The organism is Halochromatium sp. NSM3, assembly GCF_059621085.1.
This window is the reverse complement of sequence record NZ_JCAQIA010000014.1, coordinates 69,077-81,248: the sequence shown is the minus strand read 5'-3', so window position 1 is coordinate 81,248 and position 12,172 is coordinate 69,077. Positions and strand designations below refer to the sequence as shown.

Below are 12,172 nucleotides of genomic sequence, written 5' to 3'. Positions count from 1 at the left end.
ATCTTTCCACAAAAAAACACAATTAAATAAAACCCACGGGGCTTCGCCAAACCCCGGTCGGGGGGCTTTCGCCCCCGAGGGTGGCGGCAGCTACCGGAAGAAGCTGCTATCGATGGGCCTCACCCCTGGGACCGAATTCAGTATTACCCGGGTCGCACCGATGGGTGATCCGGTTGAGATCCTAGTGCGCGGCTTCAAGCTTAGCTTGCGCCGCAGTGAGGCCGACAGCGTTCAAGTGGAGCTACGATGATGAGCGAGCCGTATCGGATCGGCGTGGTTGGCAACCCCAACTGCGGCAAGACCACCCTTTTCAATGCGCTCACTGGCGCCAAGCAGCGGGTCGGTAACTGGCCCGGCGTCACCGTCGAGCGCAAGATCGGCCGTTATCGGCTCGATGATGCCGCCTTCGAGCTGGTTGACCTGCCCGGTACCTATGCGCTCGACGTGACCAGCGAGGACGTCTCGCTCGACGAGAAGATCGCCCGCGACTATGTGCATGCCGGCGAAGCCGACCTGATCCTCAACATCGTCGATGCCTCCAATCTGGAGCGCAATCTCTATCTGACCTCGCAGCTGCTGGAGATGCGCCGACCGATACTGGTCGCGCTGAACATGATGGATGCGGCCGGGGCTGCAGGCATGCGTATCGACGTCGAGCGTCTCGCCGAGCAGCTTGGTTGTCCAGTCGTGCCGGTGGTAGCGGTCAAGCGCGAGGGCATCCAGGCTTTGAAACAGGCGCTCGCCAAGGCGGTGGTGGAGCAGCCCCTGTCGCGCGCCGAGCTGCGCTACGACAAGGCGCTCGAACAGGCCATTGCAGCGCTGCTCCCTAAGCTCGACAACGCCGCGCACGCGGCTGGCGCCGACCCGCGCTGGCTCGCCTCGCGGCTGCTCGAGGGCGACGACCTCGCCACGGCGATCAGTGCCGATTGTGTCAGCGAGGCGGAGCTGAACGCAGAGCGCGAGGCGCTACCCGACGATGTCGACATCCTCCTCGCTGACGGCCGCTACGGCTTTGCCCATCGTGTCAGCAGCGCGGCGGTGAAGCGCAAGGCCCAGGTCTCGCGCAGCCTCTCCGACCGTATCGATCGGGTCATGCTCAATCGCGCGCTGGGGATTCCGATCTTCCTCTCCGCGATGTACCTGATGTTCATGTTCACCATCAACATCGGTGGGGCCTTCATCGATTTCTTCGACAGTCTCGCCGGCACCCTGTTCGTCGATGGCGTTGCCGAGGGCTTGGCGAACATTGGCGCACCAGAGTGGCTAATCGTGGTCCTCGCCAACGGCGTCGGCGGTGGCATCCAGGTCGTCGCCACCTTTATCCCGGTGATCGCCGCGCTCTATCTGTTCCTCTCGATGCTGGAAGACAGTGGCTACATGGCCCGTGCCGCCTTCGTCATGGATCGCGCGATGCGCGCGGTGGGGTTGCCCGGCAAGTCGTTCGTGCCGCTGATCGTCGGTTTCGGCTGCAACGTGCCGGCGATCATGGCCACGCGCACGCTCGAGCAGCAGCGCGATCGGATCATGACCATCGTCATGGCGCCGTTTATGTCCTGCGGCGCCCGGCTGCCGGTCTATGCCCTGTTTGCTGCCGCGTTCTTCCCCATCGGCGGCCAGAACCTGGTCTTCGGGCTCTATCTGATCGGCATCGCCATCGCCGTGCTGACCGGGCTGATCATGAAGAACACCCTCTTGCAAGGCCCAACCACGCCCTTCGTCATGGAGCTACCGCCCTATCACCTGCCAACCCTCAAGGGCGTGAGTATGCGCACCTGGGAGCGCACCAACAGCTTCGTGTTCCGTGCCGGCAAGATCATCGTGCCCATGGTTCTTGTTTTGAACTTCCTCAATGCGCTCGGCACCGATGGCAGCTTTGGCAACGAGGATAGCGATCAGTCCGTGCTCAGCGAGGTCGGGCGTGGTATCGCGCCGGCGTTCGCGCCCATGGGGTTAGACGCCGAGAACTGGCCGGCGACGGTCGGTATCTTTACCGGCGTGCTGGCGAAGGAGGCGGTGGTCGGCACCCTGGACTCGATGTACACCGCGATGGCGCAGGCCGATGCGGCGGCCGCCGGAGAGGCGGAGGCTCCGGCCGAGCCGTTCAACCTGTGGGGCGGTGTCAGCGCTGCGCTGGCGACGATCCCAGCGAACCTAAGCGATGCACTCGGCACCTGGGGTGATCCGCTTGGGCTGGCGGTGGGTGATCTCAGCGATCCGACGCTGGTTGCCGAGGAGCAGGCCGTCTCCAGTGGGATCTTTGGTGCCATGGCTTCGCGCTTCGATGGTGCCGCCGGGGCCTTTGCCTATCTACTGTTCATCCTGCTCTACTTTCCCTGTACGGCCGCGCTGGCCGCAGTCTACCGCGAGACCAACCTCGGCTGGACCCTGTTCGTCGCCGGCTGGACCACCGGCATCGCCTACATCACTGCGACGGTCTTCTATCAAGCGGCCATCTTCGCCCGCAACCCAACCCTTTCAGCGACCTGGATCGGCGCCATGCTGGTGCTGTTCATCAGCGTGATCCTAGCGCTGCGCTGGTGGGGCATGCGTGAGAAGCGGCGTCTGCTCCAGCCTGTCGCCGATGCGGCCTGAGCCCAGAGGAACGATCCCTTGCCTCGCACGACCGGAGCCGCCTGATGATCCTCTCTGAGCTTCGAGATTACATCGCCCAGCATCGACGCGTGTCGCTGCTGGATATGACGCACCACTTCGATGCCGATACCGAGGCGCTCCGGGCGATGCTGCAGGTCTTGGAGCGCAAGGGCCGGGTGCGTAAGCTACCGATCGGCGGTCCTTGCAGCAGCAGCGGCTGCAGCAAGTGCAGCCTCACACCGCCGGAACTCTACGAATCGATCGACCGCTGACCATAGCCAAAACAAGGCCCATCATGCATCTGCACAGTCTCCATGCCTGGCAACACGAGCACGATTTCATCACCAGCGCCGAGGCGAAGGCCGAGCAGCGCACACGGTGGGTGGTCTATCTGACGCTGGTGACCATGATTGTAGAGATCACCGCCGGCTGGCTGACCGGCTCCATGGCGCTGTTAGCCGATGGCTGGCACATGGGCAGCCATGCGGCGGCGCTTGGCTTGAGTGTATTCGCCTACGGCCTCGCACGGCGCTGGGCCAAGAACTCGCGTTTCACCTTTGGCACCGGCAAGATCCCGACCCTGGCCGGCTACAGCAGCGCGTTGCTGCTCGGGTTGGGCGCACTCTGGATGTTGATTGAATCGGTCAGTCGGCTGTTCCAGCCGATCGAGATTCGTTATGCCGATGCGATGCTGGTCGCCTGCCTCGGCCTGATCGTAAACCTGATCAGTGCTTGGATCTTGGCGCAGGGTGGTGGTCATCATCATGGCCACGCACCGCATCACGGACATGCCCATGATCATGGTCCTGGGCACGATCACCATCACGCGCACAGCCACGCTCATGGCGCCGAGCATAAGGACCACAACCTCCGCGCCGCCTACATGCATGTTCTTGCCGACGCCATGACCTCCTTGCTGGCGATTGCCGCGCTCGGTGCCGGCATGCTACTGGGTTGGCGTTTCCTCGACGCGATGATGGGGATCATCGGCGCCGCCCTGATCGGCAGCTGGTCTTGGGGCCTGGCACGCGACAGTGCCCGCTCGCTGCTCGACGCCGAGGATCACAGCGATATCGCTGCGCGCATTCGTTCCGAGATCGACGCGGACCCAGATCTTGCGATTGCGGATCTGCATCTCTGGCGCATTGGCGCGGCTAGTCGCGCCTGCATCCTCTCGCTCGTCACCCATGAGCCGCGCCCGGTCGAAAAATACAAGGAGCGACTGCGGGCGATTCCAGGCCTGGACCACCTGACCGTCGAGGTCCAGCAGTGTCAGGACGAACGCTGCCACGCCAATGAACGCGGCGAGATGGAACCTGAGATCACGCGCTAGCAACGCAGGCCAAGCGACGGCTCACTGCACCGCAACTTTCTCGATTGGTCTTTATACGTCTGCAAACGTCTGCAAACTCTGTCAACCTTCTTGGGACTCGCTGCTGCCGTTGCAAACGGTTTGCATGGAGACTTGCGACTCGGTCTCCAACGCCACCCCCTTGAGCGCATTGACCAGGATGCCGATGGTCGAGCCGTTGTGCAGCAGCGCGCTGGCCACCGGCGACAGCCAGCCGAGCACGGCGCCAGCAAGGACGCCGGTATTGATGCCGACGGCGGCAGTAAAATTCTGCTGGATCAGGTGCATGGTCTTGACCGCCACCTCGCGGGCATCGGCCACCGCCTGCAGACGATCGTCCATCAGCACCACATCGGCGGTCGCGCGGGCGATGTCGGCGCCGCGCGGCATCGCGATGCCCACGTCGGCCACTGCCAGCGCCGGCCCGTCGTTGACGCCGTCGCCGACAAAGCCCACCTTGTGCCCGGCCCGCTGTAGACCTTCGATCACGCTCGCCTTGTCCTCAGGCGCCATCTCGGCATACACCGCATCGAGCCCCAACTCGGCAGCCAGCGCCTCGCCCTTTTCGCGCCGATCGCCAGTGATCATGATCAACTGTTGGATGCCGAGCGCCCGCAGCCGCTCGAGTGCCGCCGGGGCTTCCTCGCGTAAGGTATCGCGCAGCGCGATCAGCCCGACCGCGCCCCCAGCGTTACCGACGAACAGCAGCGTCTTGCCTTCGGCTTGCAGCGCGTCGATCCGCGCCTGATGGATCTGGAAGTCGATCGCCATGTGCGCTTCCAGATAATGCCGGCTACCGACCACGATGTGCCCGCCGTCGACCTTGGCCTGCAGGCCATGGGCGACCATATAGTCGACCTCACCGTGCGAGATATGCGCCAGATCACGCTCGCGGGCGGCCTCGACCACGGCCTGGGCGATCGGATGGCTGGCATGCTCCTCAACCGAGGCGACCATTGCCAGCAGCTCGGTCTCGGAGCACAGGGCGCCGCTCGGCAGCACGACGACGTCGGTGACCAACAGATCGCTGTGAGTCAGGGTGCCGGTCTTGTCGAACACCAGGGTGTCGATCTCGGCCAGGGTCTCGATCGCCTCTCCGCCCTTCATCAGTACGCCATGCTCGGCGGCGCGCGACATCCCGGACTTGAAAGCGACCGGCGTGCCGAGCTTCAGCGCGCAGGAATAATCGACCAGGAACACCGACTGCAGCCGCGCCAGATCACGCGTCAGCGCATAGACGGCCGCGCCGGTGCCGAGCGTCAGATACACCCGCTTATCGGCCAACTCATCGGCCAAGCGCTGGGTCGCGGCCTGCTCGGCCAGCGAGGTCTGGATGAAGCGCGAGACGCGCGCGGTGGTGGTGTCCTCTCCAACCCGGGTCGCCTCCAAGCGCAACCGCCCTTCGACCAGCACCGAGCCGGCGATGACGCGCGCCGGCGTCTCCTTGCGCACCGGCACATCCTCGCCGGTAACGCCGGCCTGATTGACCAGCGCCAGCCCATCGATGACATAGCCGTCGACCGGGATGGTCTCGCCGACGCCGACCACCACCGTCTCGCCGATGCGGACCTCGTCGCCCGAGACCTGCACCAGTTCGCCCTCGCGCTCAATCCAGGCCATGGCCGGATCGGGCCTAAGCAGACGCCGCAGCATGCGATCGGACTGGCGTTGAGTGCGGCGTTCGAGGAACTCGCCGAGATTCAGCAGCAGATCGGTCAGATTGGCGGTGAACAGCTTGCCGTTGGCGGCCGCCAGGCCGACCGCGAGCGCATCCAACACCTCGACCTTGATGCCCTCGTGGATCAGGGTATCGGCACCCTTGGCGAGGGTCGAGCCGACATTGGCGAAGGTGAGCACGACCCGCATCGGCGGCGTCAGGAACGGCAGCGCCGCCAGCGTGAACAGCGTCGTGATCATCGGCGCCACTTCGGCCTCGTGGACATCGCCCTCGCTATAGCCGGGGATCGGCTCGGTCGAGAAGCGCTCGAGCCGGCGCAGCAGTGACTGCCGCGCCTCGTCTCCACCGCGATAGTGGATGATCAGGGTACGCGCGGCGCGATTGGCGCGCACCTCTTCGGTCGGCGCCGCCGCGTCGATCCAATCCTCAAGCGCTCCGGCCTCACAGCCGGGCTCGCCCAGGGCCGGGATGCGCAAGCGCAGGCGGCCCGGCACCTCATGGATGATGCGATAGTTGGTCAGCGCCACGGCATGCGATGAGAGGGTTTTCGGCGGGCTTGGGTTCGCCGTCGGCGTTGGGATCGGGTTCGCAATCAGCGCCGGGCGTGAGATCGAGTTCAGGCGTCCTTGTGCGACTCCGATGCCTGGATCTCAGCCTCGGCGTCGTGGAAGCGTTCCTTGAGTTCCTCGACGCCACCCTGGAGGCCACCCCAGAGCTTGACCGCGCCCTTGATGGCGGTGCGCTGCACGTTCTCGTTGGTGAGCAGATAGGCGGCTGCGGCACCGATCAGCAAGCCCTTGAGGAAGCGATCATTGCCGAGATTGAAGAACGGCTATGCCGCTGGCGCCGGATAACCGCTGCCCGGCATGGCGCCCGCACCCGTGCTCGCCTGCGGGTGCGGGGCCATGGGCGCCTGCTGATAGGCGGGATGATAGCCAGCGCCGGCGTAGTAGCCGCCGGGCGGCATCATGCTGGGCTTTTGGCCAGCACCCATCGGGCCGCCCTGCATCGGGCCATGAGGGGCCTGGGCTTGGAATGGGGATGGCGCCGCAGGCGGATACCAGGATCGATCGGTGTATTGGCTCATGGTTGGCTCCCAGGTGAGGTTCAGGTTGTGGGCTCGGATTCGGTGGCTGGCTGATTCGCACGCGGCGTCTCGGCCTCGGCGCGCTCTGTCGCCAAGCTGCGTTGCTGGCGGCGCTTGACCCATTGACCGGCGAAGACCACCAACGCCACGCCAACGATAAGACCGCCGACGCCTTCCGCGAGGTTCTTGGCGACCCCATGCCGCTGGCGCTGCATGCCGTGCTCGGTGCGACTCATGGCTCGACCTCGTGCTCGATGTCTCGCTCTAGGTAGCGTTGAATCCCATACATGACTGCAGTCCCGCTCACGAAGAGCACACCGAGCCGCACCAAACCTTGCTGCTGGACAGCGCTGGCGGCGGCACCGGCCACGGCGCTACGATGATCGGGCAGCGCGGTTGAACCGTAGGGCATGGGAGCCTGCATCAGGGCGCGGTCATCATCGCTGCTCATGAATCACTCCCGCTTTCGCGTTCGGTCCGCGTCGAGGCCCGCTCCTTGAGATGATCGGCACCGCTCTTGACCGCACTCTTGGCCTTGGCGCCGGATTTGAACAAGGCGTCCTGGACCTGATCATTGGTCAGCAGCATCACCGCCGCCGCGCCCACGATCGCGCCTTTCCAAAACTCGGTATCGTCCAAGCTGAGCATGCGCGTCAGGCTGTTGAGGCCGTTGCCACCTTGGGCAATCTCCTCGAACAGTTGCTGCATTCCGGCCTGCGGGCCGGGTCCAGGTCCAGCACCCGTGCCAGGCGCTTGGGCCTGGAACGCAGGCGGAGGATAAGGAGGGTATGGAGGATATGGATAGCCAACAGCCGGCGCGTAGGCGCCTGGATGAACACCGGGGTGCATCGAGCCAGCCCCTTCCTGATACGGCGGCTGAGCCCCCTGATATGGCCCTTGATACGCCCCCGGATAGGGCTGACCATAACCGCCGAACCCACCCGGATCACTCGGCGGATGATGAGGCGCCTTAGTATAAGGCTGGCCATGGCTCGCGCCCGCAGCGGCCATGCCGGGCAGCGGTGCATCACCCATTACCGCAGTCTCGGCATGCGCGGGCCGCCCGGCGGCGGGATGTTGTTGCCCTACTCCGCCAGCGGACGCTGGCCCACCACCGGATTGCGGCGCACCACTGGACCCGCCGTGGTCACGCTCGGCTTCGCTCATCTCGTTTCTCCTGGTTGGCGCTTCTAGCTGGCGCTTCATGGCCTGAATTTTATTGAATCGATATAATAATCGATTGCATTATTTTGCGCCAATCAAGAGTGAGGTGTTCAAGCGCCATGAATCAAGCCGCCGACTCCCGGCTCAGGCCGCGCGGCTCGGTGACGGCAGGCGATCGCCGCCCAGGCTGATCGGACCCTGCAACGCCTGCTGATTCAGTGGATCAGCCAGCACCGTCAGCGCCTCGGCAAAGGCCCCCACGCTGGAGCGCAACACGAGCACACAGGGCTTACCCATCCGCTTACAGAAGCGCTTGGTGCGTGAGTAGGCGTTGTGGCTGACGGCGTCGGCCGGACAAATCACCGCATCGGCACTCGCGAGCGCCGCTTGCAGGCGCTGCTGGCTGTCCTCGAGCCCACCGTCGTGGCGGATCAGCTCGCCATTGCAGCGCTGTACCAAATCGCGGTAGCGCGACGCCAGATCGCTGCGTCTCCCAACACAAAGAATGCGACGTCCCGCCAGATCCAAGTCTTGGAGACGGTCCTGCCCCTCACTGCAGGTTTCGCAGTCTTGAGCGCTGCAGTCAACGGTCTCATCGCCGACACCAACCAGGCGCTCAAGGGCCTCGCAGGCGCGCACCTGTTCGTTCAAGCGGGCCGTGCGATCGACGACCTCGGCTTCAGCCGCTCCCAGCGCCGTCTCCAACGCGTTCGCGCGCAGTTCGGCATCGGCCAATCGTCGACCCTGAAGATCATTGTCGTGCTCCATCTCCGCAACCTGCGCCCGCAAGGCCCGTAGTTCGCGACCGTCCTCAAGCTCGCGCAGTCGCTCGCGCGTCTCTACATAGGCCTGCTCGATACCCTCCAGATGCGCGACCCGCACGCGTAATTGCTCGATCTCGGTGAGCTTCGCCCGAATCCGCCGCGCCTGCCGCTTCGACTCTGCCTCGGTATCCTTGCGCAGCCGCGCGAGATCCTTGCGCGCCTTTGCCAGCGCGACCAGATCGGCGCGCAGGCCAGCACCGATCTGGTGCGAGAGCATGTGCACGTCCTCGAACGCACGCGAGCGTATGGCGACATCGGCGAGCCCATGCGTCATCAGTGCCCAGAACGCGCCCTGCACCTCGCCGTCGGCCAGTGCCTGTTGCCACAGCTCGAGCAATGCGTCGGGCGATTTTGCCGCCGCAAAGCGTTTCACGGTGGGCGCATAGCGTCGATCCAGCTCCTTCTGCACCGCGATCGAGAGCACATTCTTCTCATCAGCTGCAGCGACGAAGCTGACGTGCACCTCGAAGTCACTCCGCGCATCCTTGAGCGTCGCGGCACCGATCTTCCGCGCTAGGCGCCGCAAGTCATCGACCTCGAGACAGGTGCCAATGATCGGGCAGTGGTACTTATGCCAAATCTCCCACAGTCGACTGCGGCCCTTGGTGCTGCCGCAAGGCTCGGTGAGTGGTGCGAATTCCTTGTGATCAAGCGCTTCCGCCAGTTCCGCCAATTCGGCTCGTTCAGCGTCGGCGTTGGCCGGCGCGGATACCGAGATCAGCGGGTGAAGCTCTGAACTTAATCGTTGACATTGTTGACACATGGTGGGGCAACTCAACTGGTCAACGCGTTCATCAACGTGGTCCAGAGCCGCGCCTCGTCTCGTCGGAAGCCGGCTCGACCTTGGGCGCGATCCTGGGGACGAAACCGGGGGCTCATGGCGGGCCGAGACAGATCAGCCGCGCCAACCGGGTCACCCGGATCACCCGCGCCTGTGCACCGACTGCCCACGCAGTCGTCCGACTCGGCGGCGGAAGCGATGACGGCCATGGCTCGACCGTCCTCGTCGTAGAGCCGGAGCGAGCGGCGATCGACCTCACCCGTGTGCTCCCCGACAACCCAAGCGCTGTCGATCGCGTGTACATCGAGTTCGAGGCGCGCCTCGTCACCGCGCAGTGAGAGCTGCCCATCGACATAGGCATGGGCATAGAACTGCTCGATCGAGCGGCTGACCCAGCCGCCACTGCCGCTGCTAAACACCAGCGGATGCACCTGATCGACAAGCGTCTCGAGCGCACAGGGCACCAGCGATGGATCGATGGCGATCGCCTGGTCATCACCGCGCTCGACCGCCTGCCTCAACGGCGAAGGATGTCCACTCAGGCGGCCGCTTAGCTCGGCCAGATCCCGGAATCTCAACCCCGAATATTCTAACCTTTGGAATCCAGGCTCTGCCCCTTCCGACCTTGAGTACCCCGGCTCCGGCTCCAGCGCTTGACAATCGCGCTGTAAACGGTGGATGGCGTGCTGCTCGAGCGCGGCAATCCGGGGCTCATCCTGCCGATGCGGCGCTGGCACCACGCGACGGTCATCGGCGCCAAGACTGGATAAGAGCAGGCGCAACGGCAGCGGAAGGGCGCCCGCCTCCAACTGAACGCTCACCAGCGGCTGCATACTCCGGTCCTCGATCACCAAGCCCTGCCCATCGTCGCGGGCATTCAGCGCATGGCACTGGTCGAGCAGGATCCGCACTTGATACTCGGGCGTATCGAGATAACCCAGCATGCCGTGCACACGCAGCCCACTGAGCCGGCGACGCTGCGCGATGCGAATGCCCGGCTGTTCGGTTTCGATCCAGACACGCCCGAGGAGCGCCAGATCGGCCAATAGCTCAGGCCAATGACCGAGGTAGCGCACCTGCCCGGGAACCTGCATCTGCCCAGGAACCTGCATCTGCCCGGAGTCCCAATGCCGAGAACGGTTAGAGAACGGCTGCGGTCCGCCCTCAGCCCCCACCGAAGACGGAGGATCGTTAGCGAACCCCGCGCTGAAGCCGCTCAAGTAAGGACTCGACATCAGAGGGCTCCTGCTGGAACGCGCCCAGCACCGTGGCTCGCGGAGCGTTCGCCGATCGCGGCCAGTCCGCGCCAATGGCGCGCGCCACGGCAATAGGCCGCGCGTTCATCAAGATCGGCCGCGAGCTGTGGGTGCAGGGAGAGTGCCTGAAAATGGCGCACCACCGTCTCGGCCACGGCCGCCGCTCCCTGAGTGACAGAGGCTCGAATCAGACCCGCCAGACGCGCCTTGAGTAGCTCGGGCGGCAGGTGCAGCAGGAGGGAATCGACGGCGAGGGTTGCATCGGTTGTGCCAGTGGAAATGCGTTGCATGCCAGTGTCTCCGTCATCGGGCATTGAGGCCCAGTTGGTATTGAACACATCCGGCTGGCCGTCGGCCTCAGCTTGGGGCACGACCTCGACAGGGTCGATCTCGACATAGGGGCTGGCTGGAGTATCGGTCTTATTTAAGAACGATTCTCGGTTAGATTAGCAGCTCCAGTCCGTTCGTCAACCCCGAACCTGGTCAAGAGGCAACAAAATGCTTCTAGCGACTACGAGTGATTTGTATTTGCTATCTGCTGTGATAATGTCGGTAAGAGTACGCAACGATCCAGGGCAAACCGATGCCACACCGAAACAGTCACAACCAAAGGATGGCCAGAGGGCGGTTCACCCGGGAACCGGGCGCAGAAGATGCTGCAGCCTGGGAGCAGCGACCAGAGCCAGCGCCACTTAAGCAGACAGGGCTGCGCGTTTGGCTGCGCGATGCGTTCATGTCGGGCCCGCCGTCACGGCGCTGCCGACGTTGGGACTTATTGCGGGAGCTGCGGCGCGAGCTGGATGACTGAGGAAAGCGAGCAACGCGTGGCGCAACGCGTCGCGTCGCCACCAGCCGGCGCTCAAGAGGCCACCGACAGCGCAACCGAGGCTGCTGCCACCCCCGACGCCGGTGCGGCAAACGGTATCGAGCATGAGGTCCTGAGCAGCTCCGGTACCTTCGAACTCAATCGCCTCTCGGCGGCGATGATCGAGCGCATCGAGATCATCCGTGGCCCGGCCAGTGTGCTCTATGTCAAGGCGAGCTATCAACCCGGTGCCCTCGAAGGGGTCGATACCGGCATCGGCTCCAATCCTGGCCCCTTTGGTTATCTTGGCGTGCGTTACCGTTTCTGATGGCCGCTCGCCCCCAGTGATCAGCCGCGCAAGCGTTGCCAGAAACGGTTCTGGTGTATCGCTTGCGTCTTGGTTGCGAACCGCGCCTGCTCACGGCGGCGATCGCTCCAGCAGCAGCGCAACGAACACCTGAATAGCGAGCGCAGCAGCGACTGGTTCAGAGCACAGAGAGGGTCCACGGTCGTTGACCCGAGCCTTCACCGTTTCGATGAAATCAGATCGTCGGCCTCCCCGCCACGCCATCAATAACACTTCTCATTTTTTTATTTTATTGTACTATCATATCGCTGTTGATACGCATTCGCA

Annotated in this window: 15 protein-coding genes; 6 read left to right on the top strand and 9 right to left on the bottom strand. The window is 64.2% G+C overall.

The genetic code is table 11. The annotated features are described in order from the left end of the window. From AC54T3_RS08105 to dmeF, 4 genes are all read left to right on the top strand, one after another. Window positions 1-250, top strand: a 250-nt coding sequence (locus AC54T3_RS08105; protein ID WP_496623858.1) for a FeoA family protein, incomplete at its 5' end; no start/stop codon positions are given. Then, entirely contained in the window at window positions 250-2,592 is a 2,343-nt protein-coding gene (gene feoB / locus AC54T3_RS08100; protein WP_496623861.1) for a Fe(2+) transporter permease subunit FeoB, read from the top strand. The genes AC54T3_RS08105 and feoB, both read left to right, overlap by 1 nt. A gap of 44 nt (window positions 2,593-2,636) precedes the next feature. Beyond that, on the top strand, window positions 2,637-2,864 hold the full coding sequence (locus tag AC54T3_RS08095) for a FeoC-like transcriptional regulator (protein ID WP_496623857.1): 228 nt from the start codon (window positions 2,637-2,639) through the stop codon (window positions 2,862-2,864). A 23-nt stretch (window positions 2,865-2,887) separates the two neighbouring features. Further along, window positions 2,888-3,925, top strand: coding sequence for a CDF family Co(II)/Ni(II) efflux transporter DmeF (dmeF, locus tag AC54T3_RS08090; protein ID WP_496623856.1), 1,038 nt, complete (start codon window positions 2,888-2,890; stop codon window positions 3,923-3,925). 81 nt (window positions 3,926-4,006) lie between these two features. On the opposite strand, the gene AC54T3_RS08085 is transcribed toward dmeF, so the two are convergent. The 6 genes from AC54T3_RS08085 to AC54T3_RS08060 form a co-directional block, all read right to left on the bottom strand. Then, window positions 4,007-6,148: a heavy metal translocating P-type ATPase gene (locus AC54T3_RS08085; RefSeq protein ID WP_496623855.1), complete on the bottom strand. Its 2,142-nt coding sequence runs from the start codon at window positions 6,146-6,148 to the stop codon at window positions 4,007-4,009. A gap of 89 nt (window positions 6,149-6,237) precedes the next feature. Beyond that, window positions 6,238-6,414, bottom strand: a complete 177-nt coding sequence (locus tag AC54T3_RS08080; RefSeq protein WP_496623853.1) for a hypothetical protein — start codon at window positions 6,412-6,414, stop codon at window positions 6,238-6,240. 39 nt (window positions 6,415-6,453) lie between these two features. Continuing rightward, a complete protein-coding gene (locus AC54T3_RS08075; RefSeq protein WP_496623851.1) occupies window positions 6,454-6,708 on the bottom strand; it encodes a hypothetical protein in 255 nt (84 codons plus the stop codon). Between the two features lie 20 nt (window positions 6,709-6,728). Continuing rightward, the gene (locus tag AC54T3_RS08070; RefSeq protein ID WP_496623850.1) at window positions 6,729-6,944 is read right to left on the bottom strand and encodes a carbon monoxide dehydrogenase; all 216 of its coding nucleotides are present in this window, start codon (window positions 6,942-6,944) and stop codon (window positions 6,729-6,731) included. Next, window positions 6,941-7,159: a hypothetical protein gene (locus tag AC54T3_RS08065; RefSeq protein ID WP_496623849.1), complete on the bottom strand. Its 219-nt coding sequence runs from the start codon at window positions 7,157-7,159 to the stop codon at window positions 6,941-6,943. The genes AC54T3_RS08070 and AC54T3_RS08065 overlap by 4 nt, the downstream gene beginning before the upstream one ends. Beyond that, entirely contained in the window at window positions 7,156-7,416 is a 261-nt protein-coding gene (locus tag AC54T3_RS08060) for a hypothetical protein (RefSeq protein WP_496623847.1), read from the bottom strand. The genes AC54T3_RS08065 and AC54T3_RS08060 overlap by 4 nt, the downstream gene beginning before the upstream one ends. Before the next feature lie 279 nt (window positions 7,417-7,695). On the opposite strand from AC54T3_RS08060, the gene AC54T3_RS08055 reads away from it, so the two are divergent. After that, window positions 7,696-7,902, top strand: a complete 207-nt coding sequence (locus AC54T3_RS08055; protein ID WP_496623846.1) for a hypothetical protein — start codon at window positions 7,696-7,698, stop codon at window positions 7,900-7,902. Between the two features lie 114 nt (window positions 7,903-8,016). On the opposite strand, the gene AC54T3_RS08050 is transcribed toward AC54T3_RS08055, so the two are convergent. From AC54T3_RS08050 to AC54T3_RS08040, 3 genes are all read right to left on the bottom strand, one after another. Continuing rightward, window positions 8,017-9,369 carry a DUF2325 domain-containing protein gene (locus AC54T3_RS08050; protein WP_496623844.1) on the bottom strand — a complete coding sequence of 451 codons (1,353 nt, stop codon included), beginning with the start codon at window positions 9,367-9,369 and terminating at the stop codon, window positions 8,017-8,019. Window positions 9,370-9,470: 101 nt separating this feature from the next. Next, window positions 9,471-10,712, bottom strand: a complete 1,242-nt coding sequence (locus AC54T3_RS08045; RefSeq protein ID WP_496623843.1) for a hypothetical protein — start codon at window positions 10,710-10,712, stop codon at window positions 9,471-9,473. Next, window positions 10,712-11,023, bottom strand: a complete 312-nt coding sequence (locus AC54T3_RS08040; RefSeq protein WP_496623842.1) for an ATP dependent RNA helicase — start codon at window positions 11,021-11,023, stop codon at window positions 10,712-10,714. The genes AC54T3_RS08045 and AC54T3_RS08040 overlap by 1 nt, the downstream gene beginning before the upstream one ends. A 510-nt stretch (window positions 11,024-11,533) precedes the next feature. Here AC54T3_RS08040 and AC54T3_RS08035 point away from each other — a divergent pair. Then, entirely contained in the window at window positions 11,534-11,866 is a 333-nt protein-coding gene (locus tag AC54T3_RS08035) for a TonB-dependent receptor plug domain-containing protein (protein ID WP_496623841.1), read from the top strand. Window positions 11,867-12,172: the final 306 nt, after the last annotated feature.

Coding starts and splice junctions, on each gene's coding strand:
- feoB (WP_496623861.1), top strand. CDS start 250: ATGAGCGAGCCGTATCGGATCGGCGTGGTTGGCAACCCCAACTGCGGC.
- AC54T3_RS08095 (WP_496623857.1), top strand. CDS start 2,637: ATGATCCTCTCTGAGCTTCGAGATTACATCGCCCAGCATCGACGCGTG.
- dmeF (WP_496623856.1), top strand. CDS start 2,888: ATGCATCTGCACAGTCTCCATGCCTGGCAACACGAGCACGATTTCATC.
- AC54T3_RS08075 (WP_496623851.1), bottom strand. CDS start 6,708: ATGAGCCAATACACCGATCGATCCTGGTATCCGCCTGCGGCGCCATCC.
- AC54T3_RS08070 (WP_496623850.1), bottom strand. CDS start 6,944: ATGAGTCGCACCGAGCACGGCATGCAGCGCCAGCGGCATGGGGTCGCC.
- AC54T3_RS08065 (WP_496623849.1), bottom strand. CDS start 7,159: ATGAGCAGCGATGATGACCGCGCCCTGATGCAGGCTCCCATGCCCTAC.
- AC54T3_RS08060 (WP_496623847.1), bottom strand. CDS start 7,416: ATGCAGCAACTGTTCGAGGAGATTGCCCAAGGTGGCAACGGCCTCAAC.
- AC54T3_RS08055 (WP_496623846.1), top strand. CDS start 7,696: ATGGCTCGCGCCCGCAGCGGCCATGCCGGGCAGCGGTGCATCACCCAT.
- AC54T3_RS08045 (WP_496623843.1), bottom strand. CDS start 10,712: ATGTCGAGTCCTTACTTGAGCGGCTTCAGCGCGGGGTTCGCTAACGAT.
- AC54T3_RS08040 (WP_496623842.1), bottom strand. CDS start 11,023: ATGCAACGCATTTCCACTGGCACAACCGATGCAACCCTCGCCGTCGAT.
- AC54T3_RS08035 (WP_496623841.1), top strand. CDS start 11,534: ATGACTGAGGAAAGCGAGCAACGCGTGGCGCAACGCGTCGCGTCGCCA.